This is a genomic window from Methylobacterium sp. Leaf123, from assembly GCF_001423405.1.
In the GTDB taxonomy this organism is placed as follows: domain Bacteria; phylum Pseudomonadota; class Alphaproteobacteria; order Rhizobiales; family Beijerinckiaceae; genus Methylobacterium.
Map to the genome: position 1 here is coordinate 39,332 of NZ_LMNS01000003.1, position 25,802 is coordinate 65,133.

The 25,802-nt window shown below is 69.4% G+C and carries 27 protein-coding genes; 8 read left to right on the top strand and 19 right to left on the bottom strand.

All coding sequences use genetic code 11. The annotated features are described in order from the left end of the window. Positions 1-124: 124 nt before the first annotated feature. The gene (gene glpX / locus ASF53_RS04445; RefSeq protein WP_056194481.1) at positions 125-1,120 is read right to left on the bottom strand and encodes a class II fructose-bisphosphatase; all 996 of its coding nucleotides are present in this window, start codon (positions 1,118-1,120) and stop codon (positions 125-127) included. 216 nt (positions 1,121-1,336) lie between these two features. Continuing rightward, positions 1,337-2,659 (bottom strand): homoserine dehydrogenase, encoded by a 1,323-nt coding sequence (locus tag ASF53_RS04450; protein ID WP_056194484.1) that lies wholly within the window; start codon positions 2,657-2,659, stop codon positions 1,337-1,339. Positions 2,660-3,023: 364 nt separating this feature from the next. On the opposite strand from ASF53_RS04450, the gene ASF53_RS04455 reads away from it, so the two are divergent. Beyond that, complete coding sequence (locus ASF53_RS04455) at positions 3,024-3,323, top strand: hypothetical protein (protein WP_003603193.1); 300 nt, start codon at positions 3,024-3,026, stop codon at positions 3,321-3,323. A 40-nt stretch (positions 3,324-3,363) separates the two neighbouring features. Here the strand turns inward: ASF53_RS04455 and ASF53_RS04460 are convergent, their stop codons facing one another. The 5 genes from ASF53_RS04460 to ASF53_RS04480 form a co-directional block, all read right to left on the bottom strand. Next, positions 3,364-4,347: a hypothetical protein gene (locus tag ASF53_RS04460; RefSeq protein WP_056194487.1), complete on the bottom strand. Its 984-nt coding sequence runs from the start codon at positions 4,345-4,347 to the stop codon at positions 3,364-3,366. Positions 4,348-4,454: 107 nt separating this feature from the next. Then, positions 4,455-4,787 carry a hypothetical protein gene (locus ASF53_RS04465; RefSeq protein WP_200943164.1) on the bottom strand — a complete coding sequence of 111 codons (333 nt, stop codon included), beginning with the start codon at positions 4,785-4,787 and terminating at the stop codon, positions 4,455-4,457. Between the two features lie 74 nt (positions 4,788-4,861). Further along, entirely contained in the window at positions 4,862-6,112 is a 1,251-nt protein-coding gene (locus tag ASF53_RS04470) for a NupC/NupG family nucleoside CNT transporter (protein WP_056194494.1), read from the bottom strand. 91 nt (positions 6,113-6,203) lie between these two features. Then, the gene (locus tag ASF53_RS04475) at positions 6,204-6,854 is read right to left on the bottom strand and encodes a class I SAM-dependent methyltransferase (protein WP_056194497.1); all 651 of its coding nucleotides are present in this window, start codon (positions 6,852-6,854) and stop codon (positions 6,204-6,206) included. After that, on the bottom strand, positions 6,851-8,002 hold the full coding sequence (locus tag ASF53_RS04480; protein ID WP_056194501.1) for a glycosyltransferase family 4 protein: 1,152 nt from the start codon (positions 8,000-8,002) through the stop codon (positions 6,851-6,853). Before ASF53_RS04480 ends, ASF53_RS04475 begins: the two co-directional genes overlap by 4 nt. Before the next feature lie 83 nt (positions 8,003-8,085). On the opposite strand from ASF53_RS04480, the gene ASF53_RS04485 reads away from it, so the two are divergent. Then, positions 8,086-9,288: a DNA topoisomerase IB gene (locus tag ASF53_RS04485; protein ID WP_056194504.1), complete on the top strand. Its 1,203-nt coding sequence runs from the start codon at positions 8,086-8,088 to the stop codon at positions 9,286-9,288. A gap of 18 nt (positions 9,289-9,306) precedes the next feature. Here the strand turns inward: ASF53_RS04485 and ASF53_RS04490 are convergent, their stop codons facing one another. After that, entirely contained in the window at positions 9,307-10,401 is a 1,095-nt protein-coding gene (locus ASF53_RS04490; RefSeq protein WP_056194889.1) for a methyl-accepting chemotaxis protein, read from the bottom strand. Positions 10,402-10,711: 310 nt separating this feature from the next. Between ASF53_RS04490 and ASF53_RS04495 the strand changes: the two genes are divergently transcribed. Then, complete coding sequence (locus tag ASF53_RS04495) at positions 10,712-12,127, top strand: cytochrome ubiquinol oxidase subunit I (RefSeq protein ID WP_056194508.1); 1,416 nt, start codon at positions 10,712-10,714, stop codon at positions 12,125-12,127. Between the two features lie 117 nt (positions 12,128-12,244). Here the strand turns inward: ASF53_RS04495 and ASF53_RS04500 are convergent, their stop codons facing one another. From ASF53_RS04500 to ASF53_RS04515, 4 genes are all read right to left on the bottom strand, one after another. Next, a complete protein-coding gene (locus tag ASF53_RS04500; protein WP_056194511.1) occupies positions 12,245-12,946 on the bottom strand; it encodes a LuxR C-terminal-related transcriptional regulator in 702 nt (233 codons plus the stop codon). A 191-nt stretch (positions 12,947-13,137) separates the two neighbouring features. Further along, the gene (locus ASF53_RS04505) at positions 13,138-14,034 is read right to left on the bottom strand and encodes a GGDEF domain-containing response regulator (protein WP_056194513.1); all 897 of its coding nucleotides are present in this window, start codon (positions 14,032-14,034) and stop codon (positions 13,138-13,140) included. A 104-nt stretch (positions 14,035-14,138) separates the two neighbouring features. Beyond that, positions 14,139-14,576, bottom strand: a complete 438-nt coding sequence (locus tag ASF53_RS04510; RefSeq protein WP_056194515.1) for a hypothetical protein — start codon at positions 14,574-14,576, stop codon at positions 14,139-14,141. Between the two features lie 146 nt (positions 14,577-14,722). Beyond that, positions 14,723-14,968: a hypothetical protein gene (locus ASF53_RS04515; RefSeq protein WP_056194519.1), complete on the bottom strand. Its 246-nt coding sequence runs from the start codon at positions 14,966-14,968 to the stop codon at positions 14,723-14,725. Between the two features lie 453 nt (positions 14,969-15,421). Here ASF53_RS04515 and ASF53_RS04520 point away from each other — a divergent pair, with 453 nt between their 5' ends. Then, complete coding sequence (locus ASF53_RS04520) at positions 15,422-16,252, top strand: FTR1 family iron permease (protein WP_056194524.1); 831 nt, start codon at positions 15,422-15,424, stop codon at positions 16,250-16,252. 103 nt (positions 16,253-16,355) lie between these two features. Here ASF53_RS04520 and ASF53_RS04525 read toward each other — a convergent pair whose 3' ends face one another. The 4 genes from ASF53_RS04525 to ASF53_RS04540 all read right to left on the bottom strand — a co-directional run bounded on the left by ASF53_RS04525 (position 16,356) and on the right by ASF53_RS04540 (position 19,574). Next, positions 16,356-16,829, bottom strand: coding sequence for an arsenate-mycothiol transferase ArsC (locus tag ASF53_RS04525; RefSeq protein ID WP_056194527.1), 474 nt, complete (start codon positions 16,827-16,829; stop codon positions 16,356-16,358). A gap of 308 nt (positions 16,830-17,137) precedes the next feature. Then, positions 17,138-17,662 (bottom strand): UPF0262 family protein, encoded by a 525-nt coding sequence (locus ASF53_RS04530; RefSeq protein ID WP_056194530.1) that lies wholly within the window; start codon positions 17,660-17,662, stop codon positions 17,138-17,140. A 129-nt stretch (positions 17,663-17,791) separates the two neighbouring features. Continuing rightward, positions 17,792-19,087 (bottom strand): histidinol dehydrogenase, encoded by a 1,296-nt coding sequence (gene hisD / locus ASF53_RS04535; RefSeq protein WP_056194533.1) that lies wholly within the window; start codon positions 19,085-19,087, stop codon positions 17,792-17,794. 31 nt (positions 19,088-19,118) lie between these two features. Further along, positions 19,119-19,574 carry a DUF2948 family protein gene (locus ASF53_RS04540; protein ID WP_056194536.1) on the bottom strand — a complete coding sequence of 152 codons (456 nt, stop codon included), beginning with the start codon at positions 19,572-19,574 and terminating at the stop codon, positions 19,119-19,121. A gap of 294 nt (positions 19,575-19,868) precedes the next feature. Between ASF53_RS04540 and ASF53_RS04545 the strand changes: the two genes are divergently transcribed. Further along, the gene (locus tag ASF53_RS04545) at positions 19,869-20,252 is read left to right on the top strand and encodes a hypothetical protein (RefSeq protein ID WP_056194892.1); all 384 of its coding nucleotides are present in this window, start codon (positions 19,869-19,871) and stop codon (positions 20,250-20,252) included. Between the two features lie 93 nt (positions 20,253-20,345). On the opposite strand, the gene murA is transcribed toward ASF53_RS04545, so the two are convergent. Continuing rightward, positions 20,346-21,635 (bottom strand): UDP-N-acetylglucosamine 1-carboxyvinyltransferase, encoded by a 1,290-nt coding sequence (murA, locus tag ASF53_RS04550; protein WP_056194540.1) that lies wholly within the window; start codon positions 21,633-21,635, stop codon positions 20,346-20,348. Positions 21,636-21,830: 195 nt separating this feature from the next. After that, on the bottom strand, positions 21,831-21,995 hold the full coding sequence (locus ASF53_RS26235; protein ID WP_200943165.1) for a hypothetical protein: 165 nt from the start codon (positions 21,993-21,995) through the stop codon (positions 21,831-21,833). 598 nt (positions 21,996-22,593) lie between these two features. On the opposite strand from ASF53_RS26235, the gene hemA reads away from it, so the two are divergent. Genes hemA through ASF53_RS04570 form a run of 3 tightly spaced genes read left to right on the top strand, consistent with a single transcriptional unit; the run spans position 22,594 to position 25,051 of the window. Beyond that, complete coding sequence (hemA, locus tag ASF53_RS04560; RefSeq protein WP_056194547.1) at positions 22,594-23,982, top strand: 5-aminolevulinate synthase; 1,389 nt, start codon at positions 22,594-22,596, stop codon at positions 23,980-23,982. Between the two features lie 38 nt (positions 23,983-24,020). Then, positions 24,021-24,587 (top strand): hypothetical protein, encoded by a 567-nt coding sequence (locus ASF53_RS04565; protein ID WP_056194551.1) that lies wholly within the window; start codon positions 24,021-24,023, stop codon positions 24,585-24,587. Next, the gene (locus tag ASF53_RS04570; RefSeq protein ID WP_056194554.1) at positions 24,584-25,051 is read left to right on the top strand and encodes a hypothetical protein; all 468 of its coding nucleotides are present in this window, start codon (positions 24,584-24,586) and stop codon (positions 25,049-25,051) included. The genes ASF53_RS04565 and ASF53_RS04570 overlap by 4 nt, the downstream gene beginning before the upstream one ends. Before the next feature lie 97 nt (positions 25,052-25,148). Here ASF53_RS04570 and ASF53_RS04575 read toward each other — a convergent pair whose 3' ends face one another. Next, positions 25,149-25,703: a DUF2059 domain-containing protein gene (locus ASF53_RS04575; protein WP_056194559.1), complete on the bottom strand. Its 555-nt coding sequence runs from the start codon at positions 25,701-25,703 to the stop codon at positions 25,149-25,151. Positions 25,704-25,802: the final 99 nt, after the last annotated feature.

Sequence of the window (25,802 nt, forward strand, 5' to 3'; positions counted from 1 at the left end):
TCGGCCCGGCCGAGACCAAGCATCGTCCCGAAAACGGTTGCCGGCTTTCGAAAAAAACCAAGACGCCGAAACAATCGCTGCGAGCACCGTCCCGGATTCGGTATCCCGGACGGTGCCGGCGTGATCAGCCCGGCGCGGTTTCCAGCCGGCGGTGTTCGCAGGCGATGCGGCGGACGGTGCCGGTGTTCGAGCGGTAGACCACCGTCTCCGTCTCGATGAGGCCGGGGCTGAACCGCACGCCCGCGAGCAGGGCCCCCGTGGTCACGCCGGTGGCCGCGACGATGACGTCGCCGCGGGCCATGTCGTGCATGTCGTATTTCCGGTTCGGGTCGGTGATGCCCATCTTGACCGCCCGAGCCCGCTTGTCGGCGGAATCGAGGATGAGCCGCCCCTGCATCTGGCCGCCGATGCAGCGCAGCGCGCTGGCGGCGATCACGCCCTCCGGTGCGGCGCCGGTGCCCATGTAGATGTCGACGCCGGTCTCGTCGGGCTTGGTGCAGTGGATGATCGCGGCGATGTCGCCGTCCGAGATCAGGCGGATGCTGGCGCCGGTGTCGCGCACGGCGGCGATCAGGTCCATGTGGCGCGGACGGTCGAGGATGATCGCGGTGATGCCGGAGGTCTCCACGCCCTTGGCGCGGGCGAGCGAGGCGATGTTCCGGGCCGGGCTCCAATCGAGATCGACCGTGCCGAGCGGGTAGCCGGGGCCGATGGCGATCTTCTGCATGTAGACGTCGGGGGCCGCGAGCAGCGAGCCGCGCTCGGCCAAAGCCATCACGGCGATGGCGCCCGGCATATCCTTGGCGCACAGCGTCGTGCCCTCCAGCGGATCGACCGCGATGTCCACGGACGGGCCGTTGCCAGTGCCGACGGCCTCGCCGATGAACAGCATCGGTGCCTCGTCGCGCTCGCCCTCGCCGATCACCACGCGGCCCTCGATCGGCAGCACCATCAGCTCGTCGCGCATGGCATCGACGGCGGCTTGATCGGCCTCCTTCTCGCGGCCATGGCCCCGCAGCCGGGCCGCGGCGATGGCCGCCGCCTCGGTCACCCGCACCAGTTCGAGGGTCAGGCCCCGCGCCGTGGGATCGCTGAAGATCCCGGAATTGGCCGCCGACATTGCCCTACGTTCCTTATCCCCTCGCGCATCGCCCCGGATATCGGATGCGGGACGAGGCGCTCATCTCTTGTTGTCGCGTCTTGTTCGAAAGCCGGTGACGACCTTTCGAGACGACGCGCCACATCAGCGTCACGTCAGGCCATCCCGTTCCGCACAGAATGGTGTTTTCGGCGGGGTTTCGTCGGAAAACGGCGGCGGACGTCTTGGCTCTCGTGCCTATTCGCGCTCGATACGGATCAATTGGGGCGCCTCGGCGAGCAGGCCGTCGCGGTCGATGGCGGCCAGCGCCTCGCGGACATTCCCCTCGGTCGCGGCGTAGGTGATCAGCACCAGCGGCACCGGCTGACCGGACAGCCCCTGCGGATCGCTGGAAGCGGCCTTGGCCGAGCGGCGCTGGACGATGCTCTCGATCGAGATGTTGGCTTCCGCCATCCGGGTGGCGACGCCGGCTGCGACGCCGGTGCGGTCGTGCACGGTCAGCCGGATGTAGTAGCCGCCCTCGTGGCGCTGCATCTCGACCCGGCGCGGCGGCGCGAGGCGCGCGATCGGCTGGCCGAAGGTCGGGCGCACGAGCCCGAGCGCCACATCGGTGATGTCGGCGACGACCGCGGAGGCCGTGGCCGCCCCGCCCGCGCCGGGGCCGATCAGGGTCAGTTCGCCAACCGCATCCGCATCGACGGTGACGGCGTTGGTGACGCCCATCACCTGGGCGATGGCCGAGGCCTTGGCCACCATGGTTGGGTGGACTCGCTGCTCGATCCCGGCCTCCGTCGCCTGCGCGACGCCGAGCAACTTGATGCGGTAGCCGAGTTCGTCGGCCATGGTGAGATCGAGGGGCTGGATCGCCGAGATTCCCTCCACCGAGACGCCCTCGGCGTCGATCTCCACGCCGAAGGCGAGGCTGGTGAGGATGGCGAGCTTGTGGGCGGTGTCGAAGCCCTCGACGTCGAAGGTCGGGTCGGACTCGGCATAGCCGAGCGCCTGCGCGTCCTTGAGGCAGGCCTCGAAGGTCAGCCCCTCCGCCTCCATGCGGCTGAGGATGTAATTGCAGGTGCCGTTGAGGATTCCGTAGACGCGGGAGATCGCGTTGCCGGAAAGCCCCTCGCGGATCGCCTTGATGACCGGGATGCCGCCCGCCACCGACGCCTCGTAGGCGAGGGCGACGCCGTTCGCTTCAGCCAAACGGGCGAGCGCCGCGCCGTGATGGGCGAGCAGCGCCTTGTTGGCGGTCACGACATGCTTGCCGGCACCGAGGGCTGCCTCGACCGCCGCCTTGGCCGGCCCTTCCGAGCCGCCGACGAGTTCGACGAATACGTCGATCTCGGGCGAGCGTGCGAGCGCCACCGGATCGTCGAACCAGTGCAGGCCCGAGAGATCGACACCGCGGTCGCGGCTCCGGTCGCGGGCGGAGACGGCGGTGACGGTGATCGTGCGGCCGGTCGCGGCGGTGAGCGCCTCGGCGCGGCGGGCGACCATGTGCAGGACGGAGGCACCGACCGTGCCGAGCCCCGCGATGCCGAGGCGAAGGGTCTGCGTCATGGAAGTTCGCACCGTAATCGACGTTGGCACCGGACCTGTTCCGGATCGCCGCCCGACGGCCGCTGCTCGTTCAAGGGATCGCCTGGGCAGCGGTCCGGTGAGGGCACGGAAGACGTCTGGGACGGCGCGCACTTCTGCAACGATTTGGGGCCAGTGTGCAAGGAAACGGGCGGGACGGGTGTGGCGGGGTCTTTGGCGCAGCGCGGCCGAGGGCGCCGTGCGGGTTCCGGCTTGCCGAAGATTGGCCTTAAACCGGCGCTTTTCTGCATTTCGGCGGCGTCGCGCTTGAGCCGCAGGCTCCGGCCGCGTTCGCCGGCAGCAACGCGGGAGCGCCGCTGGGCGCGATTCTGAGGAGTTTCAATCGATGAGGGGCATTCTTCTCGGGGGCGTGGTGGCGAGCGCGCTGGCGCTCGGCACGGCACCCGCCGCCCAGGCACGGGACGGCATCGGTCCGGGCGGCGCGGCGGCGCTCGGCGTGCTCGGCGGCCTTGCCGTCGGCGGTGCGATCGCGGCCGCCAACGATCCCTATTACCCCGGCAAGCCGGTCTACCGGGCGCCGCCGCGGCCGGTCTATGTCGAGGGCCCGATCTGCCATTTCGAGCGCCGCGAGACCATCGACCCCTACGGCGACATCTACATCCGGCGCGTGCGCGTCTGCGAGTGAGACGGATTCTCTCCTCGCCCTCGCGGGGAGGAGAGGGTTTTCAGCGCAGTTGCAGGCTGTCCACCACCTGGCGGAACAGGGGCAGCATCTGCTCGCGCTGGTCGGCGCGGGTGACCCCGACGGCGCGGATATAGCCGTCCGGATTGAAGCGGATCGTCTGCGAAACCACCACCGGCTGGCTCGACGGGATGTCGACGGCGCGGGCCACGATCTCGTGCCAATCGACGCCGTTCTGCCGGTAGCTCTGCGAGCGCTCGATGACGAAATCCTTCATCGTCTGGTTGGCGTAGAGCGAGGCGCGGGCGAAGCCGTCGCGCTGCTCCTGGGGCGTCGATTGCTGCACCGCCTGGGCGACCACGAGGATCGGCTGTTCCAGGTTGGTGACCTGATCGCGCGGGCCGAGGGTCAGCAGCACGGAATTGCCGGCCAGCGCCCGCACCGGGCGAAAGCCCGCGAGGTCGCTGAGGCGGAAGGGCAGGGCGGCGATCTGCTGATCGAGGGACAGCGCCCCACGGACGCGCAGACCCGTGAGCATGCCGCGCATCGTCTCGTCGGTTTCGGCATCGACGGCGGCCTGGGCGATGATGATGCCGGTCACCTCCGGGGCGCCGACGATGAGGAGCCATTTGCGCGAAGCGGGCGTGCCCTGGCCGTCGGCGGGGGCCAACTCACCGGTGAACAGCACGCCCTCGGCCCCGCCATCGAGCGTCACCGGCTCGCGGGTCTGGACGATGAGACCCTGCGTCTTGAGGTTCTCGTCGGTGAAGCTCTGTTTGAGTTCCGGATAGGCGCCGGCCGGCAGTTCGACGATCGAGAGCATCGCGCCGCCGCCGAGCCGCTCGAAGCCGGTGAAGCGCTTCGAGATCGTCATGTCCGACGGGGGCTTGAAGCCGAACCGCGAACTCGGCGGGAAGATCGCGTCCTCGGCACGCGCCGGCGACAGGGGTAGGGACACGGCCCCCGCCAGCACGGTCGCCGCAAGGATGGCGGCGGCGAGCCCGCGGGAGAACAGACGCAACGGCATCACAGGTTGTCTCCGAAGAGCCCTTCTCGGCTGAGGCCCATCCGCGATGGGTCGTCCGCCGCGGATATCCTGTCAAGCGCGGCAGAACGCCGAGGGCGGCGTCAGGATTATTTCCCGCGCCAGCGCCGCCACTGATGCTCGATCCAGCGGGCGCATTTCTCCATCGGCACCTTGAGGCCGGGCACGTCCTGGGCCAGCAGCGCGAGGCCGAGCGGCAGCATCCATAGGCCCAGCACCGGCAGGATCGAGAAGACGCCGCCGAGGATCAGCAGGATCGCGGCGAGCAGCCGCACGGGCAGGCGCGCCGGCTCGCGCAGCCATGCCAGCCCGCGCTGCACCCGCTCGGGCAGCTTCTTGCTGGCACGGTCGACCCGCTCGTCCCAGTCGCGCGCCGTGACCGGCGCCTGCGGCGAGGCGGGCGTGGCTCGGGCCGGTTCCATGTCGCGCGGGTTCTCCATTCTCTCAGAATGACGGTGCGGCCAGAAAGGTTCGCCGATTCCGTTGGTTCGGCGCGTTACCCGGTGATGAACAATCCGGCGATGGCCGCGCTGGTGAGGTTCGAGAGCGTGCCCGCCAGGATCGCCCGCAGGCCGAACCGGGCGATCTCGGGCCGGCGCTCGGGGGCGAGACTGGTGAAGCTCGCGAGCTGAATCGCCACCGAGGCGAGGTTGGCAAAGCCGCAGAGCGCGAAGCATACGATCGCGCTCGTGCGCGGATCGAGGGTGCCGGCCTTCAGAGTCGGCGAGAGGCTGGCATAGGCCAGGAACTCGTTGAAGGCGATCTTCTGGCCGATGGCGCCGCCGACGAGGGTCGCCTGCTCCCACGGCACGCCCAAGATCCAGGCCAAAGGCGCCAGCACGACGCCGAGAATGCCCTCGATCGAGAGGCCGGCGAACCCGAACACGCCGCCGGTCCAGCCGATGGCGGCGTTCACCAGCGCAATCAGCCCGACGAAGGCGATCAGCATGGCGCCGACCGCCACGGCAACTCCGAGGCCCTTCTGCGTGCCGTCGGCGGCGGCCTCGATCAGGTTGGCGGCGCGCGCCTCCCCGAACTCGACCCGCGTGGTGAGGATGCGTGTCGGCTCGGTCGAGGGCACGAGGATCTTGGCGTAGAGCAGCCCGCCGGGGATCGCCATGAACGAGGCGGCGAGGAGATACGGCATCGGCACGCCGAGTGCGGCGTATCCGGCGAGGATCGAGCCGGCGGTGGAGGCCGCCCCGCTCGTCATCACCGCGAACAATTCGGCCCCGGTCAGCGCCCCGAGGAAGGGGCGCAATGCCACGGCGATCTCACTCTGCCCGATGAAGATGGTGACGACCGCCGAGAACGATTCGATCGGCGAGGTGCCGAGCACCTTTCGCAAGCCCGCGCCGAGAAACCGGGCCAAAGCCTGCATCACCCCGAGATGGTAGAGCACGCCGATCAGCGCCGAGACGTAGAGGATTTGCGGCAGCACTCGCAGGGCCAGGATGAAGCCCGAGCCGCCGAACAGCTCGAACATCCGTGGCTCGACGAGACCGCCGAACAGGAAGGCGGTGCCCCGGTCACCGAAGGAGAGCACGGTGGTGACGACATCCGCCACCGCGCCGAGCGCCCGCTGCCCGGCGGGCACGAACAGCATAAGCGCGCCGATCCCGACCTGAAGCGCCAGGGCGGCGAGCACCACCCGCGGCCGGATCGCCCGCCGGTTCACCGAGAACAGCCACGCCACAGCGAGCAGCAGGGCAACGCTCGCGCCGGCATGGAACAACCTGTCGAGCATCTTTTTCGGACCGGGCGGGGAGAGAGTATGGCTTTCCGGCGCATGCGCGATCCGGGCCAGGGCGGCAAGGGAGGGCGGCTGTGGCGCCGGATCAGGCGAAGCGCCAGACCGAGGATCGCTTGATCTCGGCATCCTCCAGCGCGCGTGTGACGGGCACTTCGTAGGTCACGAGCGGGATCAGTCGTTCGCGGGGCAGGTAGGAGCGGCCGGGATCGCCGATCAGAACCGTGCGTCCGCGCCCGTGCAGGTCGCCGAGCCAGCCGCCGACCGCGGCGGCGAGGTCGCGCTCGTAGAAGATGTCGGCGGCCAGAACGCAGGCCGCATCCGTGCCGATCAGGTCGCTGCCGTCCGCGGTGATGCGGTCCGCCACGCCATTGGCCGCCGCGTTGAGCGGGATCGCGTGGAGCGCGAAGGGATCGAGGTCGCTTGCGGTGACATGGGTCGCGCCGGCCATCGCGGCGGCGATGGCGACGAGCCCGGAGCCCGAGGCGAAATCGACCACCCGCCGCCCGGCCACGGTCGCGGGGTTGTCGAGGATGTAGCGGGCGAGCGCCTGTCCCCCGGCCCAGGCGAAGGCCCAGAACGGCGGCGGCAGGCCGATCGCCTCCAACTCGTCCTCGGTCTTCTGCCACAGCGCCGTCGCCTCGTCGGCGACGTGCAGGACGATTTCGGGCGCGTGCGGCACCGGGCGTAGGGCCGTGTGCTCGCGGATGAAGCGGGCGGGATCGCGAACCGGGGTCACGAGGCGAGAAGCTCCCCATAGAGCCCGGCCACCGTCTCGGCGACGGCGGCTTCCGTATAGCCGCCCTCAAAGATGCGCGCCCGCGCCGCCTCGCCCATCCGCGCGACGAGCGCAGGGTCGGCGGCGAGCCGGGTCAGTGTGGCGGCGAGCGCGGCAGTGTCGCCCGGCGGCACGAGCAGGCCCTCGCGGCCGTCGCGCACGAGGTCGCGGCAGCCCGGCACGTCGCTGGTGAGGATCGCCCGGCCGCAGGACGCCGCCTCCAGCAGCGTGCGCGGCAATCCCTCGCCGCCGCGCGAGGGCAGGCAACCGACATGATGGGCGGCGAAGATGCCGGCCACGTCCTGGGTGGGGCCATGCCACGTGATTCCGTCGCGGGACCAGTCCCGCAGGGTCGCCTCGGGGATCGCCCGGCGGTTCGACGGGTCGGGTGCGCCGTAGAGCGAGAGTTCCACCGCCGCACCCCCGGCGCGGGCCTGCCGTACCGCCTCGACCGCAACGTCGATGCCCTTCGACCACAGCATCCGCGCGACGATCGCCACCTTCAGCGGGGCCGGCGGCGGCAGCGGGCGCGGGGCGAAGGAATCGGGATCGACGCCCGCGCCGCCGACCAGGGTCACGGCGGTGTCGGACGGGTCGAGGCCGAGCGCGCGGGCGTCGTCGGGGTTCTCGAACAGGAAGCGGGTCTGCGGGCTCGCGAGCGGGCCGCGGATCAGCCCTTTCAGGGCGAGGCGCGACAGCCGCCCGGTTGCGTCCGCGCGGGCGCCGAGCAGGCCGAGGCCGGTCAGCGCGAAGACGCGGCGCGGGATGCCGGCCATCGCCGCGGCCGTGCCACCGACGAGGATGCCGCGCAGCGCCACGCAGTGGACGATGTCGGCCTTGAGCGCCTTCAGGATGCCCGCGAGCTGGCCCGCGGCGTAGCCCGCCGCCATCGGGTTGAGGCTGGAGCGCTCGGCTTCCAGCGGCACGACGCGGATGCCGGCGGCCTCGATCACGGCGCGGTGCGCGCGCACCCGCGTCACGACCGCGACCGAGAGTCCCATAGCCAGCGCGGCGCGGGCCATCGGCAGGAAGTGCGAGGCGAAGAACCAGTCTTCGGTGACGACGAAGACGAGGCTTTTGCCGGCGTAAGAGGGTGTTGAGGCGCTCATCGGGCGTGGCCATAGCACGGGGCCCGCTCCGGAACAGCGCCGCCTCCCGCCCGGTTGTCGCCCCACGGATGAGGGAGGGCGTCATGCTGTCGGAGGAGGTCGGAGCGGGCGTGGTCGATCCCCGCGAGGCCGCGCGGGATGCGGGCCTGCGCTACGTGGACGATTCGAAGCCCGGTCTGCGGCGCAAGCGCAACGGCAAGGGCTTCCGCTACATCGACCCGAAGGGCACCCCGGTCCGCGACGCGGAGGAGATCGCCCGGCTCAAAAGCCTCGCGATCCCGCCCGCCTATACCGAGGTGTGGATCTGCCCGCATCCGAACGGCCACATCCAGGCGACCGGGCGCGACGAGAAGGGGCGCAAGCAGTACCGCTACCATCCCCGCTTCCGCGAGGCGCGGGAGGCCTCGAAGTTCCACCGCATCATGGCCTTCGCCGAGGCGCTGCCGGGCATCCGCGCGCGGATCGACGCCGATATGGGCAAGCGCGGCCTGCCCGGCGAAAAGGTGCTCGCCACCGTGGTCCACCTCTTGGAGACCACGCTGATCCGCGTCGGCAACGACGATTATGCCCGTTCCAACAAGAGCTACGGCCTCACCACCCTGCGCGATCCGCATGTGAAGGTGGCCGGCTCCGAGATGCGCTTCCGCTTCAAGGGCAAGAGCGGCAAGGAATGGTCGGTCTCGGTGCGCGACCGCCGCGTGGCCAAGATCGTCAAGGCCTGCCAGGACCTGCCCGGCCAGGAGCTGTTCCAGTATCTCGACGAGACGGGTGAGCGGCGCGACGTCACCTCCTCGGACGTGAACGCGTATCTTCGCGAGATCACCGGCGAGGATTTCACGGCCAAGGATTTCCGCACCTGGGCCGGCACGGTGCTGGCGGCCCTGGCTTTGCGCGAGTTCGAGGCGTTCGACAACGCGGCGGGGGCCAAGAAGAACCTGCGCGCGGCGATCGAGTCGGTGTCGTCCCGGCTCGGCAACACGCCGACCATCTGCCGCAAGTGCTACATCCACCCGCAGATCCTCGACTGCTACCTCGAAGGCGGAATGCTGCTGCAGGTGAAGGAGGCGGTCGAGGGCGAACTCAAGAACGATCTCGGCGTGCTGCGCCCGGAGGAGGCGGCGGTGCTGAGCCTGCTTCGAGCCCGGCTGGAACGGGCGACGAAGGCCGCGTCCAAGGGCGGCCAGATCGAGAGCACGACGAAGATCGAGCCGCCGCGCCAGACCGGAGGTCGCAAGGCGAGGGCGACCGGCACGAAGCGCACGTCCGGAGGCCGGAGGGCGGCCTGAGCCGTCCTCAGAATCCGGTCAGGTCCCGCTCTGGACGATGGCGCCGTACCAGCCGAGCCCGCGATAGGTCTCGTAGCCCGGCGTACGGTGGAAGGCGGTGACGGTTCCGGTCCGAGGATCGAGGGCGATGCCGCTCTCCCGCCCGTTCAGGTCCACGGCGAGCGTCTCGGTGAGAACGCCCCTGCCGTCGGAGGCGGCGAGAATGCGGCGCTGCGCGTCCACGAGCACCACGCAGGTGCGCGCCCGGTCCTCCTGAGCGATCCGCACGCCCTCGACGATCGATTTCGCCTGGGCTTCCCAATCGAAGTGGATGGCAAGGACGCCGCAGGCCGGGCCGCCATTCGTGTCGTAGATCCCGGCGGTATAGGTCGCGACCTGCGCGCCGCCGAGCTGCGCCTCGCGCCGGACCTCGCCGGGAACGTAGTCGTCGCCGCTCGGCAAGCGGATCGCGTCCCGGAACCAGGGCTCGTTCGCGACGCTGCGCCCGCGCAGATTCGGGTAGCGCTCGGGCCGGCCGTTGGCGAGGATGGTGCCGTCGCGGCCGCACAGCCAGAGATCGAGATAGACCGTATAGGCCGAGAGGATCACCCCGAGCCGCTGGGAGGCATAGTCGGCGGTCTCCGAACCGCCGTCCCGGTCGGGCCGTGCGGCGCAGGCGACCACCGCCGCGTCGGTGGCCCACCAGCGCACGTCGCAGGTTCGCTCGTAGAGATTGCGGTCGATCAGCTCGATGGCGTTGAGGGAGAGATCGACCAGGCGCTCGCCTTCCGCCTTCGCCGTCATCGCATCGACGCCCTGCTGCAACTCGGTGATCCGCGCGGTCAGCCCGGTTTCGAGTTCCTGCGCCAGCGCCTCGATCTCGGCACCGATCCCGCGCACCTCCTGCGCCACCACCGAGAAGCCGCGTCCGTGCTCCCCGGCGCGGGCGGCCTCGATCAGAGCGTTGAGGGCCAGCATCTTCGCTTGGGCGGTGATCTGCCGGATTCGTCCGACCCGGTCCTGAGCGATGCGGCCGACTTCCCGGGTCAGGTCCGCGATGGTCTTCCGCTCGTGGTCCGGCTGCTGCGCGGATTCGGCTTGAGACAAGTAAGGAACCAATGCTGGTGCCGGCATGGCGATGACCCGGTTTGCGTGCATATCATGTTACCGGCCGCGGGATTAACATAGATCTAAATCGAGACGCCTTGCGACCTCCAAACCGCGACATCGATGAGAAATCAGCGCGTTGGCGCGCTCGCTGTCCTGTCTAGGGTTCGGGATCGGCCAATGCCGAACCCGGCGCGGTCAATCCGCACAAGGGATGGACGCGGAGAACCGGCACCGTCCGAGGCCGGTTGACGGATGAATCGGCGCGGCCGGCCGTACGGCACGACAGCCGCTGCCGCGTGAACCGCGGTGACGCCACGGTCAGGAAGGTGAAGCGATGGAACTCGACGCCCTGATGCTCTCGCGCATCCAGTTCGGCTTCACGATGGCCTTCCACATCATCTTTCCGGCCTTCACCATCGGTCTGGCCGCCTTCCTCGTCCGGCTCGAGGCGCAGTGGCTGTGGACGCGCAACCCGATGTACCGGGTGCTCTACCGCTTCTGGGTGAAGGCCTTCGCGGTCTCGTTCGGTCTCGGCGTCGTCTCGGGCATCGTGATGAGCTACCAGCTCGGCACGAACTGGTCGCGCTATTCCGACTTCACCGGCAACGTGCTGGGCCCGCTGATCCAGTACGAAGTCATCACCGCCTTCTTTCTGGAGGCGGGCTTCCTCGGGATCATGCTGTTCGGCTGGGACCGGGTCGGCGACCGGCTGCACTTCCTGGCGACCTGCATGGTTTCGCTCGGCACGCTGATCTCCGCCTTCTGGATCCTCTCGGCCAATTCATGGATGCAGACCCCGGCGGGCTTCACCATCGAGAACGGCCGGGCGGTGGCCACCGACTGGTTCGAGGTGATCTTCAACCCGAGCTTCCCGATCCGCTATGCGCATATGGTGCTGGGCTGCTTCCTCACCACCGCCTTCGCGGTGTCGGGCATGGCCGCCTGGATGATCCTGCGCGGCCGCAAGGAGCCGCCGGCCAAAGTCCAGGGGGCGCGGGTCTCGCTCTCCATGGCGCTGTGGTTCGCGCTGATCTTCACGCCGATCCAGATCTTCGTGGGTGATACCCACGGCCTCGGCGTGCTCAAGCACCAGCCGACCAAGCTCGCGGCGATCGAGGCGAACTGGGACACGCAGGCCAACATGCCGCTGCTGCTGTTCGCGATCCCGAACATGGAGGCCGAGCGCAACGACTTCGAGATCGGCATCCCGAGGCTCGGCTCGTTCATCCTCACCCACGATTTCTCCGGCGTGGTGCCGGGCCTCAAGGACGTGACGCCGGACAAGCGCCCGCCGGTCTGGCCGGTATTCTATGCCTTCCGCGCCATGGTCGCGATCGGCATGGCGATGCTGCTCCTGAGCCTGTGGAGCCTGTATCTGCGCTGGAAGGGCACGCTGTTCACGAACCGCGTCTTCCTCACCTGCGCCATGCTGATGACCCCCTCGGGCTTCGGCGCGGTGATCTTCGGCTGGTTCACCGCCGAGATCGGGCGCCAGCCCTACATCGTCTACGGCCAGCTCAAGACGGCGGACGCCCATTCGCCGCTGACGGCCCAGGCGGTGACGACCTCGCTGATCGCCTTCATTGTCGCCTACGCGATCATCTTCGGCTTCGGCAGCTACTATCTCGCCAAGCTGCTGCGCAAAGGCCCCGAGCCGTTCGAGCCCTCGGTGCCGGGCGAGGATGTCGGCCGCAAGCCCAAGCGTCCCCTCTCGGCCCTGGACGAGAAGCTGGAGCCGCGCTCGATCTGAGGATCGTCCCGAAAGGTGGCCGCCGGCTTTTGGAAAACGACGACGCGGAAAGAAGGGGCGAGAGCATCGTCCCGGCGAAGCATCAGCCGGCCCGATGCGAGCGGGTCGGACCGGCCTTCAGGCTCGGGCGGCGTGGGGGGCGTGGCGGGCGGAGCTGCGCGGCGTCTCGGTGTCGAGCACCGGGGCGAGGCCGAGCTGGCGGGCGAGGGTGACGAGATCCTTGAGGCGGCCGGTCTGCGTCTTGCGGCGCAGGTTGAGCCGGTGGGTCTCGACCGTCCGGACGCTCAGCGAGAGCCGCCGGGCGACCTCCTTGTTGCTGAACCCGGCGCTGAGGAAGCGCAGAACCTCCGCCTCGCGCGGGGTGAGCCCGATGGCCGGATCCTCGGCGGTGGGGCGGGCGGACGACGACTCGGGCGACGGCGCGGCCCCCTTCGCGAGGGCGAGCACGCTGGCGCAGACCTCTTCGGCCGGGGTGCCGCAGCCGACGAAGGCGTCGGCGCCGGCGGCGATCAGGCGGTTCATCGCCAGCGCGTCGAGGGTCCGGAACACCGCGAGCACCCGCAGCCAGGGCCGCCCGTCGCGCAAGGCGGCGATCCGCGCGCAGCCGGCTTCCGCCCGCGCCCCGTCCACCGGAACCAGCGCCACGGCCGGCACCGGACCGCCACGGGCCAGATCGTCCTCGCCGATGGTCCGCAGGGACGGGGCGTGTTCCAGCTCGGCGCGCATCCGTGCGTCGAGCCCCGACGGCTCGTCGACGATCAGAAGCTCGACAGCCCGGCTCGCCGTATGGTTGGCGGTGTGATTGACGGCCTGACTCATGCCGCTCCCCTCTCGTCCCGCCGCAGAACGGTGCGGCTTGTGCGGAGGGAGAAGAACAAGAGTCGTTCCAGCGGTTTAGGGGCCTTTATTGCCCCGAAACGTTCCCGCGGGGCGCCGCCCGGCGCTTACCGTCCCGCTTCGGGACGGGGCGGGGCCGGCCACCTTCCCGCGGTGGTCCGGCCGCGCATGTCTTACGCCGTGCGGGTGAGGACGAGGTCGGACATCGCCGAGACCACGCGGTTGCGGCCCGTCGTCTTGGCTTCGTACAGGGCGATGTCGGCCCGCTTCAGAAGGCCCTCGACGGTCTCACCCTCGGACCATTCGCTGATGCCGAAGCTGCTGGTGAGCCGCACCGGACCCTTGGTCGAGCGGATGCGCAGGTCCGAGGTCTTGATACGTAGGCGCGAGGCGACGGCCTCGGCCTCCGCGAGGCGCTGTCCGGGGAGCATCACCGCGAACTCCTCCCCGCCCAGGCGCCCGGCAACGCCCTCCGCCTCGATCAGCCCCGCCACGGCCTTGATCGCCGCATCGCCGACATCGTGACCGTGCTCGTCGTTGATGCGCTTGAAATGGTCGATATCGAGGATGATCGCGCAGAGATGCCCGAACGACCCGGCCTTCTGGGCCGCCTCCCGCGTGCGCTGCAGGAAGGCGCGGCGGTTGAGCAGGCCGGTGAGCGAGTCGGTCTCGGCGAGCCGGATCAGGTCGCTCTGGAGCGTGGTGAGGCGCTCGGCAGCCCGCATGCGCGCCTGCAACTCCTCGGCGCCCGGCGGCTTGTCGATGAAGTCGTCGGCGCCGCTGTCGAGCGCCTCGGCGAGGTTGCGGGCGTTGCGAGCCGAGGACATGGCGATGATCGAGAGCGGGCGGCTCGATTCGGAGAGAAGGCGTGCCGACCAGCACAGTTCCAGTCCGCTCAACGGCCGGACTTCCAGGCTCGTGATCAGAGCGCGCACCTTCGGATTGTCGGTGATGTAGGTCAGCGCCTCACCGGAATCCGTGAACTGGGTCACCACATGCCCGCGCGGTTCGAGCATGCCGGCCACGATCCGCAGGACGACACGGCTCGAATCCACGATCACAATGTGCACGGCACCACCCCCGCTGACTGGCGTAGATTGTGCGCAAGACAGGTTAAGGGGCCGTCTAGACCGCGTGTCGCATTGAGAAGGGACGTGCCTCTCGTGCGACGGAACTACCGGGAACGGGCCGGAACCCGGACCGACACCACCTGGGCGCCGCTTTCCTCGACCTCGGAACGAGGCGCCGGATCGGTCCAAGTGCCCTTGGAAGTCTTCGAGAGGACGCGGGCACCGTGTCGCCGAGGCGCCGGGCGCAGGCCGGCGGAGGCGGGCCGCTCGATCACGGTCAGGGTCGGGCGCGCGGCGGGGGCGTCGCGCATGCCGGCAGCGGTGGGGATGCCGTAGGTGCCGTAGCCCCAGGCCGGCGGCACGAGACGGCTCGTGCTCGGAAGCCGCGTGAACGGTGCGCCGAGATAGGCGCCCTCGATCACCGGACCGGCGAAGCGGTATCCGCCACCGCCATACCCGTAGACGTAAGGGTCGGCAGCGGCGCCCGAGGCAGCGCCGAGTGCGAACAGGGTGGCGAGACCGGCGGCGAGGGCAGGGCGCATGGGGCTAGGCTTCTCCGGTGGCGCATGGGCGAGACATGCGCGATTCATGAAACCAAATCGGCGGCCCCTATGCTCGTTCCGCTCCCCCTCGTCCCGCCAGCCGATGCAGAATGCTGAGACGGGCTTTCGCGCCCGTCGTTCCGTGGTTAGCGGCAGATCGTGACGCGGCGGACGATCCAGCCTTCACCCTCGATCCACAGGCGGCGGCGCTGCTTGTTGCAGTTGGCGCTCTCCTCGTCGCTCTCCGAGGTCACGGCCGCCTGGGAGACCTGCGCGGCCTCGGCGACCTGGGTGGTGCTGCGGCCGGTGCCCGGTGCGGCGAGGCTCGGCGTCGCGGTCAAGCCGATCAGAGCGAGGCCAAGGAAGGCCGCGGCGGTGGAGTGCGCGTTCATGATATCCTGCCCGCACGCCGCTCGGGGCGCGCTTCAACGGTTCGGTCGGGGCGGCCGGTGTCCCGCCGTGCAGGCGCCGCCGCATATTGAATCAACAATCCACAACGTGGCCATAGGGTTTCGCGCGACCTTCCGGAAAACGGCAAAAATTTGTCTCCGCCTCCCTGCGTTGTCCGCGGTGTTGCCTGCGGCGACGGGGCGCGATCCCGTGCGCCCGGTTCGATGCTTGCGAGAATGGGCCAAAGGGTTGTACTGGCACGCGAAGCGAAACATCGGGCTTCGTTGTCCGAAACCGGGCCGCTCTTCTTGTTAGGAACGTTTCCAAACTACGTTTTGCATCAGAACAACATTGTATCGTGACAAGTATTCGCGGTGCTGCGAGGAGCTGCATCGCCGTTGAGGCAGACAATTCGCCGGGACGCGCGTTCCGCGGATCGAAACGGGAGCAATCGGATGACGGACGGATCGACGTTCGTGCAGGCTTTCATCATCCTGTTCCGTGAGGGACTGGAAGCTCTGCTGGTGATCGCGGCGCTTGCTGCCTTCCTTCGCCGCGCGAATGCAGCGGAGCGGATCGCGCCGGTCTATATGGGCGCGCTCGCCGCCGTCGTCGCCAGCATCGTCATGGCGTGGGTGTTCGCGACCTTCTACGACGGCAATCACAGCGACCTGTTCGAGGCCGGCGTGATGCTCGCGGCCGCGGTGCTGCTGTTCTACATGAGCGGCTGGATGTTCCTCCGCCAGGATCCGAAGGCGTGGCAGGCGGATCTCAACCGGCTTGCCGAACGGGCACTCGGCGCGGGCACCGTGTTGTCGCTCGCCGGCATCGCCTTCCTGGCGGTGTTCCGCGAGGGCGCCGAGACGATCCTGTTCGTCCACACCCTGGCCAAGACCGCCAACGGCTTCGATGCCGCGCTGCTGGGCGGGCTCGCGGCCGCGACCCTGGCGCTGGTGGCGATGTTCGTGGCGATGCAGTGGCTGGCGCTGCGCCTGCCGTTGCGCCCGATGTTCGTGGTGACCTCGGCCTTCCTGTTCTTCATGGGTCTGCGGATGGTCGGCCAGGCCTTCCAAGAGCTTCAGGAGCAGGCGCTGATCCCCTTCACCACGGACGGCGTGCCCGCCTTCGTCTCGGAATGGGGCCTGAGCAACGGCAGTTGGGAGGCGCTCGGCACCCAGCTCGCCATCCTGGCCGTGGCCGCGGCGGCGGCGCTCGTCAGCCTCCGGCGCAAGGGCGGCGGCGGCACCGAGGCGCGCGAGGCGCGGCCGGTCTCGGCCGCGTCCTGATCCCAGCGAAAAGGGGCTCTCCGCTCGGGGAGCCCTTTTGCTTTTTACGCCGCCGTCATCGGCGGCGTTTTCGTGTCTGGGGCCCTGTCAAAGCCCCTGGCCCTCACACCTTCAGCCGGGACTTGATCCGGTAGGTCAGCCCGTCGCGCACGTCGCGGTAGCCGTCGAGGCGCTGCTCGCGGGTGCCCTCCTGCACCAGCGTCGGGTCCGGCGTCGGCCAGTACTCGACATCCGCCGCGAGGGTGTGGGTCAGTTCGAGCGCCCGGTGGTGCGCCTCCGGCGAGAGGGTGATGATCAGGTCGAAGTTCAGCCCTTCCCAATCCTCGAGCTGCTCGATGGTGCGCGGCTTGTGGCGGGCGGCGTCGATGCCGATCTCGTCGAGCGCCGCGACCATGAACGGGTCGCTCGGCTCGCCCGAGCGCACGCCGGCGGACTGCACGTAGGTCGATTTGCCGAAGTAATGGCGCGCGATCGCCTCCGCCGCCAGCGAGCGCACCGCATTGAAGTTGCACATGAACAGGACGGACTGAACCCGCCGCTTCTTGGGCCCGGTCCCGGGGATGGTGTCGTCCGTCATGCCCCGCCCGGGTGCTTCCCACGAAACCCCCGCCGCGCCGTCAGGCCCGGAGGAGAGCGGTCAACGACCGGAAATCCGGTGGAGCACTGCGCGAGCATCGTCCCGAACGGGCGTTGGCTTGTCGGAAAAGACGCTGCAAACACCGTGACCCCTCGCGAAACGCCCACGCCGTCTTGCGCCGATGCACCACGGATCGGGCGTTTCATGAGGTGCTCGCGCACACGCTGATATAGATCCGCCCCAAGCTTCCCGAAAGCGGATCGTTCTGCCGAGCGCAGCCCCCTTCTGCCAGGATAGCGCCGCGATCGTCAGCCCTTCCAGTGAAGGGCGAAGATCAGAGTGAACAGGCGCCGCGCCGTGTCATGGTCAAGATCGACCTTGCCTTCGAGGCGCTGCCTCAGCAGCTCGGAGGCTTCGTTGTGCAGGCCGCGCCGCCCCATGTCGATGGCTTCGATCTGCGTCGGCGAGGCGGTGCGGATCGCGCTGTAATAGCTCTCGCAGATCATCTCGTAATCGCGGATGACCCGGCGGAAGGGGGTGAGCGAGAGCAGGTGGGTCATCACCGGCTCGCCCGTCTCCGTCGCGATCGCGAATGACAGCTTGTTCTCGACGAGGCCGAGGACCAGCCCGTACGGGCCCTCGTCGCGCTCGGGGATCGTGAAGGAGTTCTCCTCCAGGATGTCGTAGATCGCGATGGCGCGCTCGTGCTCCTGGTCGGGGTTGCCCCGGCCGATCGAGCCCTCGTCGAAACGCACCGCCGCGAGCCGATTTCGCGGCTTCGCCGGTGCCTCGCCCTGCGCGTCTTGCGCCCCCTGCTTCGCTTCGGCCTTCATCGCCGGCGCCTTCTCGCGTCGGCACCCGAATCCGGGCGCCCTGTTTCCGTCACATGAGCCGAAAGCCGGGCCCGCACGCAAGCTTTCCGGGCGATCGATCCGAAACGTGATCTCCGCCGACCGGAAGACCTAGAGGTTGAGCCGGATCGATACGGAGCGGGCATGCCCGTCGAGACCCTCGGACTCGCCCAGAGCGATCGCGGCGGGCCCGAGCGCCCTGAGCGCGGCCGGATCGCAGCGCAGGATCGAGGTGCGCTTCATGAAGTCGAGCACTCCGAGCCCCGAGGAGAACCGCGCCGAGCGGGCGGTCGGCAGCACGTGGTTCGGGCCGCCGACATAATCGCCGATGGCTTCGGGCGTGTGCGCGCCGAGGAAGATCGCCCCCGCATTCCGGATCTTGAGCGACAACGCGTCGGCGTCCTCGGTCTCGATTTCGAGATGTTCGGGCGCGATGGCGTCCACGAGCGGCACCGCCTCGTCGAAATTCCGGACGCGGATAATCGCGCCATAGTCGCGCCAACTGGCGCGGGCGATCTCGGCCCGCTTCAGGGTCGCGAGCGCGCGCTCGACCGCGGCCTCGGTCGCGTCGGCCAGCTCGTCCGAGTCGGTGACGAGCACGGCCTGCGCCGCGGTGTCGTGCTCGGCCTGGGCCAGCAGGTCGGCGGCGACCCAATCGGGGTTGGCGTGGCGGTCGGCCAGGATCAGCACTTCGGAGGGGCCGGCGATCATGTCGATGCCGACCTGCCCGAACACCCGGCGCTTGGCCGCCGCGACCCAGGCATTGCCGGGGCCGACGATCTTGGCCACCGGTGCGATGGTTTCGGTGCCGTAGGCGAGCGCGGCCACCGCCTGCGCGCCGCCGACCCGGTAGATCTCGGTGACGCCGGAGAGTTTCGCCGCGGCGAGCACCAGCGGGTTGAGCTGTCCCTCGGGGGTCGGCACCACCATGACGATGCGCGGCACGCCCGCGACGCGGGCCGGCACCGCGTTCATCAGCACCGAGGAGGGATAGCTCGCGGTCCCGCCGGGCACGTAGAGCCCGACCGATTCGATCGCGGTCCAGCGCCAGCCGGCGGTGACGCCGAGATCGTCGGTGGAGAGGTGATCCTCGGGGATCTGGCGGCGGTGATAGGCCTCGATCCGCTCGGCGGCGAGAGCCAGGGCGGCCCGGGCCTCGGCCGGGCAAGCGTCGACCGCCGCCTCCACCTCTTCGGCGGTGATGCGCAGGGAGGCCGGCGAGAAATCCTGGCCGAGCCGGTCGAAGCGGCGGGTGTAATCGACGAGCGCCGCATCGCCGCCGGAGACGACCCCCGCGATGATGCCGCGCACGGTCTCGTCCACGTCCTCGGAGATCTCGCGCTTGAGGCCGAGCAGGCGCTTGAACGCCTCCGCGAAGTCGGGAGAGCGGCTGTCGAGACGGATCATCGGGCGATATCGGCGGTTCGGGGAAGGGGGGTCACGGGCGGTTCTCGACGAGGTTGCGCACGACCTCGTGGTCGGGGCGGCCATCGGCCTCCCAGACGGGGCCGAGATCCTTCAGACGCACCTCGACGCATTCGAGTTCGAGCCGGATCGCGGCCCCCCCGGAAAAGACCAGGGTGGCGACACCGGAGGGCGCCTCGGTTTCCTCGAAGGTGATCGCGAGCAGGCTCAAGGGATCGCCGGAGGTCGCCCCCGGCGTGATGCCCTTGGTCTTCACGGAGAGCACCCGCTCGAAATGCAGGCCCGCGAGGCGCCGCCGGGGCGGCTGGCCCTCCGGCACCGACCAGTCGAAACGGCGCGCAGCCAGGGCGAAGCGGTGCTCGCCCGGCAGCCACGCGAGATCCTCCGCCCGCAGGATCGCGTCCTGAAGGTGGGCGGAGATGACGGCAAGATCCTCGGCATCGAGGGCGGCGAGCTTGAGAAGCTCCATCATTGACGCTCCGAGCTCCCCGACCGAACGCGCGGCGAGCGGATTTCGAGGCGTAGGTAGCGACGCGACCCGCCTGCGGCAACCGGCAGCCGGACGGGTTGGAGCGTCCTTCGGCAAGCGGGAGGCCGGTTCGGCATCGGAAAGATTGCTTTCACAGGACCGTGTGCCGTGCCGGCCGCGGCATGTCGGAGCAGGGACGCTGCGCGTGCGGTTCTTTTGGGCTCATCGTGCGTTCAGAAGCGCATAGCTACGGTCGGCGCGACTTTTCCAAGTCATCCGGAGGGGATGCGGACGATGCAAAACGGAGTTCTGGCCATAGGGCGCGCCTTGGGGGTCGTTTTAGCCCTCGGGTTCGTGGCGAGCCCGGCGAGCGCCCAGTATTATCGCGATGGCTATGACGGTCCGCGCCGCTACGAAGACGGCTACAGCCGCCGCTCCCGCGATGATGACGATGGCTACGGTCGACGCCGCTACGGCGACGATAGCGGCCGCGGTCGCCGCCGCTTCGATGAGGACGACGATGGTCCGCGCTTCCGGGGGCCGCCCCGCGGCGGACGCGGCGGCAGCGTCTGCATCACCGCCCGCGGCAGCTGCTCGACGGGTTTTGCGCCGCCGAACGCGCCCTGCGCCTGCGATATTCCCGGCTTCGGCGTGAAGCGCGGCGCCATCGCCCGCTGACCCACCGGGGATCGTTCAAACGAAAACGGCCTGCACCGCGCGGTGCAGGCCGTTTTCGTTTGGAGCCGAGCGGAAAATCGGCGCCGGGCGCCGTCAGGCCCGCACGCGCTCGATCTGCGCGCCGCAGCGAGCGAGCTTGGCCTCCAGGGCCTCGAAGCCACGGTCGAGGTGGTAGACGCGGTTGATCTGCGTCTCGCCTTCCGCGGCAAGGGCGCCGATCACCAGCGAGACCGAGGCGCGCAGGTCGGTGGCCATGACGGGCGCGCCCTTCAGGCGCTCCACGCCCTCGACCACGGCAAGATCGCCGTCGAGGCGGATCTTCGCGCCGAGGCGGGCCAACTCCTGCACGTGCATGAAGCGGTTCTCGAAGATCGTCTCGCGGATGCGCGACTGGCCCTTGGCCAGCGTCATCAGCGCCATGAACTGCGCCTGGAGGTCGGTCGGGAAGCCGGGGAACGGGTCGGTCGTCACGTCCGCCGGGCTGATGCCGCCACCGTTGCGGCGCACGCGGATGCCGTCGGGCAGGGCCGTGACCTCGGTGCCGGTGGAGGCCAGCGTCTCGAGCGCCGAGGCGAGCAGGTCGGTCCGGGTGTTGACGAGGGAGACGTCGCCCCCGGTCATCGCCACCGCCATGGCGTAGGTGCCGGTCTCGATCCGGTCCGGCAGAACCTCGTGGCGGGTGCCGCCGAGGCGTGCCACGCCTTCCACGACGATGCGGGAGGTGCCGGCGCCCTCGATCCGCGCGCCCATCTTGATCAGGCACTCTGCGAGATCGACCACTTCCGGCTCGCGGGCGGCGTTGTCGATCACCGTGGTGCCGTAGGCGAGGGCGGCCGCCATCAGGGCGACATGGGTGCCGCCGACGGTGACGCTGGGGAAGGCGATCTCGGCGCCGCGCAGCCCGTTCTTCGTCTTCGCGACCACGTAGCCGCCATCGATCTCGATCTCGGCGCCGAGCTTTTCCAGCGCCATGATCAGCAGGTTGACCGGCCGCGTGCCGATGGCGCAGCCGCCGGGCAGCGAGACCTTGGCCTCGCCGAAGCGGGCCAGCAGCGGCGCGATCACCCAGAAGCTCGCCCGCATGGTCGAGACGAGTTCGTAGGGCGCGGTGGTGTCGATGACGTTCGACGCGGTGAGCCGCACGGTCTGGCCGGTCTCGGCGGTCTGGCCCGGCCGCTTGCCGACGACCATGTGATCGACGCCGTGATTGCCGAGGATGCGCGTCAGCGCTGCGATGTCGGCGAGCCGCGGCACGTTGATGAGTTCCAGCGTCTCCCCCGTGAGAAGGCTCGCGATCATCAGCGGCAACGCCGCGTTCTTGGCGCCCGAAATCGGGATCGTGCCGTTGAGCGGCGTGCCGCCGGTGATGTGGATGCGGTCCATCGGGATCCTCGGAGCACCCCCGTTCCGATCGCGGAGGTCGCCTTGCGTGCCGGGCGCGCGGGCGCCCCGTGTTCAGGGTGGAGGTATAGGCGGTATCCGGCAAAAAGAAGAAGCGTGACCGTTCGGTTCCATTTCGCGCGCCAAGCATCGCTTTCGCGCGCCAAGCATCGCTCCGACGATGCGGCGCGGGGGCAGCTAGGACGACGGGAGCTCGCTCTTCTCGGCCGGTTCGGCCGGTGGTGCCTTGGCGGGCTCTGGCGCGTCGTCGGCCCGGCTCCGGGCCTGTGCCTTACGGCGGCGCAGGTTGTCCCGCAGGGCCGCTTTGAGGCGGGCGGCGCGCTCCTCGTCCTTGGTCGCCATCTCGCATTCCGAAACGATGTCATCCGGCTGAGCGCTTGCCGCCGATGCGAGCGCCGTGGCCTTCACGGGAAAGGCCGTATCCCGAATTTATCCCCTTCGCCAGCGTATCGGCCGCCACGGACGGACGTGCTTCGCACCGCGACCCATCGTCACCCACCGCCGGATTCCGCGGCGAATCAGCCGATTTTAGCGCTCGCGAGCGATGCGTCAGATTGGGCCAGGACACCATCGCAAGACACCATCGTAGGGCGAGCCTTCCCTATCCACGCTCGGATAACGGCAAGATCGGAGGGCCCTTCGCGCCTGTGCAAAGCAGGAATGTCTCGAACTCACCTTGAACCAGTTCGAAATTACCTCCTATCTTGCGGTCACGGCGGCACCAGCGAGGGACTCGTCCCGGACGGAATGCGCAAAGCCGCCGGTCGGACGATGACGCGCGGCGAAGGCCGTGCCGCTCCCAGGGGGCTGAACCTCGGGAGATCACCGCCCCGGCCGCGAACGGTTCGGCCACACTCTCCGGGGTAAGGCCCGAGCCCGAATTCTTTGAACCGAGGCGTCCCGAGAAGAACGCCCGGCCAGCCGAAAGCGTCGAGGACGGATGCCCGTGAACCTGATGCCTGTGAACGCGGCCGACAGCGCCACCCTGCCCGACGAGTCGATCGTCGGCGGTGATGGCGGCGTGGACGAGGCCGGTGCTAGCAATGGCCGGGCCAAATTCGAGCGACCGTCGGCGCGCCCCGCCGGGCCGCGCACGGATTACGACGGCCATTTCCGCGCCGCCCTCGACCGGCTGCACAGCGAGCGCCGCTATCGCGTCTTCGCCGACATCGAGCGGATCTCCGGCCGCTTTCCGCAGGCCACGTGGCGCCGCCCCGAGGGCGGCAACCGCGAGATCACCGTATGGTGCTCCAACGACTATCTCGGCATGGGCCAGCATCCCGAGGTCGTCGCGGCCCTGACCGACACGGCCGCCCGGTGCGGCGTCGGCGCCGGCGGCACCCGTAACATCGCCGGCAACAACTCGCCGCTGGTCGATCTGGAGCGCGAACTCGCCGACCTGCACGGCAAGGAAGCGGGCCTCGTCTTCACTTCGGGCTACGTCTCGAATCAGGCCGGCATCTCGACCATCGCGAAGCTGCTGCCGAACTGCCTGATCCTGTCGGACGCCTTCAACCACAATTCGATGATCGAGGGCGTGCGCCATTCCGGCTGCGAGAAGCGCGTCTTCCGCCACAACGACCTCGAACATCTCGAGCAACTGCTCGCCGAGGCCGGCGACCGGCCCAAGCTGATCGCCTTCGAGTCGGTCTACTCGATGGACGGCGACGTGGCGCCGATCACCGCGATCTGCGACCTCGCCGACGCCTACGGCGCCATGACCTATCTCGACGAGGTCCACGCGGTCGGCCTCTACGGCGAGCGCGGGGCCGGCATCGCCGAGCGCGATCGTGTGATGCACCGGGTCGATGTGATCGAGGGGACGCTCGCCAAGGGCTTCGGCTGCGTCGGCGGCTACATCACCGGCTCGGCGACCCTATGCGACGCGGTTCGCAGCCATGCCGCCGGCTTCATCTTCACCACCGCCCTGCCGCCGGCCGTCGCCGCGGCGGCGCGCGCCTCGGTGCGCTATCTCAAGCGCTCGAAGACCGAGCGCGAGGCGCATCAGCGCCAGGCCGCCCGCACCAAGGCGGCCTTGGAAGCTGCCGGCCTGCCGGTGCTGCACACCGAGACCCATATCGTGCCGCTGATGGTGGGCGATGCCGAGCTGTGCAAGGCGGCCGCCGACCACTTGCTGGAGCGCCACGGCATCTACATCCAGCCGATCAACTACCCCACCGTCCCGCGCGGCACCGAGCGCTTGCGGATCACGCCCTCGCCCTTCCATGACGACGAGCGGATCGGCGCGCTGACGGCCGCGCTGGTGGAAACCTGGGATACGCTGGACCTGCCGCGGGCCGGGACGGTGTTCGCCGCGGCCGCGGAGTAGCTTTTCGCGAAGGCCGCGGCATCGGCTACACTGTCCGCATGGCCCCGGCCTTCGATCGCACCCGCCTCCTCCAGGCCCTCGAACGACTCGGCGCGGATCTGTCCGCGCGGGGGCTGTTCGTCGAACTTGCGGTCTACGGGGGCGGGGCGCTGATGCTGCAATTCGCGTGGCGGCGCGGCACCGACGACGTCGATGCTGTGGTGCGCGAAGGCTTCGACGAGGCGACGCTGGCGCCCTCGGTCGCGCGCGTGGCGGAAGATCTCGGGTTGCCGCCCGACTGGCTCAACAATGCGGTCGGCATGTTCACGCCGCTGGACGAGGACGATGCGCTGTTCACGGCCGCCGGCCTCTACCCGGCGGACGGGACGCCGGGGCTGCGCACCTTCCTCGCCACGCCGCGCTACCTCCTCGCCATGAAGCTGCACGCCCTGCAGAACCTCGATCGCGGCGACCGCGACCTGCGGGATGCCCGGCAGCTTGCCGCCCATCTCGGCATCCTCGACGCGGCCGCACTGCACGACCTGTACGTGTCCGTCTATGACGAGACGCCCCCGGACGAGGCGAGCCTGCGCTTCCAGTCCGTGCTTCAGGATGGTCCACGATGAGGCCCGCGAGCCTGCACGCGGTGGTCGAGCGGGCGCGCGAGGACGGTGATTGGGATCATCACCTGCAGAACTTCCTCGACGCCTTCTACGCGCATGACGGCGACACGGCCGCCCAAGTCGCGATGATCGCAGAGGAGCCGGGCTTTCTGGGAGAGGCGCGGCCCGATGCTTTCCTCGGCGGGGTCGGCGAGCACCTCGCCCGGCGCTGGCAGCTGCCGTTCATCCCGGCTTGGGTGCGGCACGAGAGGCGCTATCTCGAAACGGCGATGTTCGTGCCCGACGAGCGCAACCTGCGCAATTACCTGCTCTGCGTCAGCCCGGTCTCGTTCCGCCCGCGGCTGATCTTCACCGGGCCGGACCCGCTTCAGCGCGCCCGCTTCCCCTATCACCGCGGCGTGGTCCGAATGCCCCTGACCTTCCCGCGGGGGCCCGCGGCCGCGGCCTTGTTCGAGCCGGAGGTTTAAGACCGATTGCCCCCGTGAAGGCATTCGGCGGATGTCCGCTGAACGCATGGAAACCGACAATCGGTCGGCTGCCATGCCTTTTGGTCGAAGGGCGGCGTCAGCGCCGCTTGACCTCGTTCGACCAGCCATGCGCCGCGGCGGCCTTCTCGACCTTTTCCTTGATCTGGGGCAGCAGCGTGCCCATCCATTGCTGCATGCCCATCAGCATCGCCTGGCTCAGTTGCGGCTGCGCCTTGACGAGGTTCTTGCCCGCCGGCGTGGCGTAGAAGCTGGCAACCGCCTTCAGATCCTCCTTCGAGAGGACGGAGGCGAAGCTGAGGGCCTGGATCGCGAGCAGGTCGTCGTAATTCTCCGAGAGCGTGGGCATCACGACCTCGTCTACCATCACCTGGGCCTTCTTCGGGTCCGTGAGACCCATCTGCTGCATCACCCCGGCCATCGGCGCCTTCATCGCCGCGAGCACCGCGGCCCGGTCTCCCTGCGACGCGGCGACGACTTCGCGGGCGGCGGCCAAGCGCTCGGGATCGGCGGTGACGGTGGGGGCGGCCGGTTTGGCGGGCGCCTGCGCCGCGGCGGGAGCGGTGCCCGCGACGAGGGCCGGCGCGCAGAGCAGGCCGAGGCCGAGCAATCCGGAGAGCATTTTCGGGCGCATGGTCGGTGTGTCTCCGGTCGTAAGCTGAGGTCGGGGATCTACCCGAATGGGATGACGCGCGGGCAACGGTGGTCCGTGGAACGCCCGCTGCCGACTCGC

What these genes read in the sequence shown, in the direction of transcription:
- ASF53_RS04565 (WP_056194551.1), top strand. Translation starts at nt 24,021, where the DNA reads ATGGCCCCGGCCTTCGATCGCACCCGCCTCCTCCAGGCCCTCGAACGA.
- ASF53_RS04570 (WP_056194554.1), top strand. Translation starts at nt 24,584, where the DNA reads ATGAGGCCCGCGAGCCTGCACGCGGTGGTCGAGCGGGCGCGCGAGGAC.
- ASF53_RS04545 (WP_056194892.1), top strand. Translation starts at nt 19,869, where the DNA reads ATGCAAAACGGAGTTCTGGCCATAGGGCGCGCCTTGGGGGTCGTTTTA.
- ASF53_RS04460 (WP_056194487.1), bottom strand. Translation starts at nt 4,347, where the DNA reads ATGCCGTTGCGTCTGTTCTCCCGCGGGCTCGCCGCCGCCATCCTTGCG.
- ASF53_RS04450 (WP_056194484.1), bottom strand. Translation starts at nt 2,659, where the DNA reads ATGACGCAGACCCTTCGCCTCGGCATCGCGGGGCTCGGCACGGTCGGT.
- murA (WP_056194540.1), bottom strand. Translation starts at nt 21,635, where the DNA reads ATGGACCGCATCCACATCACCGGCGGCACGCCGCTCAACGGCACGATC.
- ASF53_RS04520 (WP_056194524.1), top strand. Translation starts at nt 15,422, where the DNA reads ATGACGGACGGATCGACGTTCGTGCAGGCTTTCATCATCCTGTTCCGT.
- ASF53_RS04510 (WP_056194515.1), bottom strand. Translation starts at nt 14,576, where the DNA reads ATGCGCCCTGCCCTCGCCGCCGGTCTCGCCACCCTGTTCGCACTCGGC.
- ASF53_RS04530 (WP_056194530.1), bottom strand. Translation starts at nt 17,662, where the DNA reads ATGAAGGCCGAAGCGAAGCAGGGGGCGCAAGACGCGCAGGGCGAGGCA.
- ASF53_RS04540 (WP_056194536.1), bottom strand. Translation starts at nt 19,574, where the DNA reads ATGGAGCTTCTCAAGCTCGCCGCCCTCGATGCCGAGGATCTTGCCGTC.
- ASF53_RS04500 (WP_056194511.1), bottom strand. Translation starts at nt 12,946, where the DNA reads ATGAGTCAGGCCGTCAATCACACCGCCAACCATACGGCGAGCCGGGCT.
- ASF53_RS04465 (WP_200943164.1), bottom strand. Translation starts at nt 4,787, where the DNA reads ATGGAACCGGCCCGAGCCACGCCCGCCTCGCCGCAGGCGCCGGTCACG.
- ASF53_RS04515 (WP_056194519.1), bottom strand. Translation starts at nt 14,968, where the DNA reads ATGAACGCGCACTCCACCGCCGCGGCCTTCCTTGGCCTCGCTCTGATC.
- ASF53_RS04455 (WP_003603193.1), top strand. Translation starts at nt 3,024, where the DNA reads ATGAGGGGCATTCTTCTCGGGGGCGTGGTGGCGAGCGCGCTGGCGCTC.
- ASF53_RS04480 (WP_056194501.1), bottom strand. Translation starts at nt 8,002, where the DNA reads ATGAGCGCCTCAACACCCTCTTACGCCGGCAAAAGCCTCGTCTTCGTC.
- ASF53_RS04575 (WP_056194559.1), bottom strand. Translation starts at nt 25,703, where the DNA reads ATGCGCCCGAAAATGCTCTCCGGATTGCTCGGCCTCGGCCTGCTCTGC.
- ASF53_RS04525 (WP_056194527.1), bottom strand. Translation starts at nt 16,829, where the DNA reads ATGACGGACGACACCATCCCCGGGACCGGGCCCAAGAAGCGGCGGGTT.
- ASF53_RS04495 (WP_056194508.1), top strand. Translation starts at nt 10,712, where the DNA reads ATGGAACTCGACGCCCTGATGCTCTCGCGCATCCAGTTCGGCTTCACG.
- ASF53_RS04485 (WP_056194504.1), top strand. Translation starts at nt 8,086, where the DNA reads ATGCTGTCGGAGGAGGTCGGAGCGGGCGTGGTCGATCCCCGCGAGGCC.
- hisD (WP_056194533.1), bottom strand. Translation starts at nt 19,087, where the DNA reads ATGATCCGTCTCGACAGCCGCTCTCCCGACTTCGCGGAGGCGTTCAAG.
- glpX (WP_056194481.1), bottom strand. Translation starts at nt 1,120, where the DNA reads ATGTCGGCGGCCAATTCCGGGATCTTCAGCGATCCCACGGCGCGGGGC.
- ASF53_RS04470 (WP_056194494.1), bottom strand. Translation starts at nt 6,112, where the DNA reads ATGCTCGACAGGTTGTTCCATGCCGGCGCGAGCGTTGCCCTGCTGCTC.
- ASF53_RS26235 (WP_200943165.1), bottom strand. Translation starts at nt 21,995, where the DNA reads ATGGCGACCAAGGACGAGGAGCGCGCCGCCCGCCTCAAAGCGGCCCTG.
- ASF53_RS04490 (WP_056194889.1), bottom strand. Translation starts at nt 10,401, where the DNA reads ATGCCGGCACCAGCATTGGTTCCTTACTTGTCTCAAGCCGAATCCGCG.
- hemA (WP_056194547.1), top strand. Translation starts at nt 22,594, where the DNA reads ATGCCCGTGAACCTGATGCCTGTGAACGCGGCCGACAGCGCCACCCTG.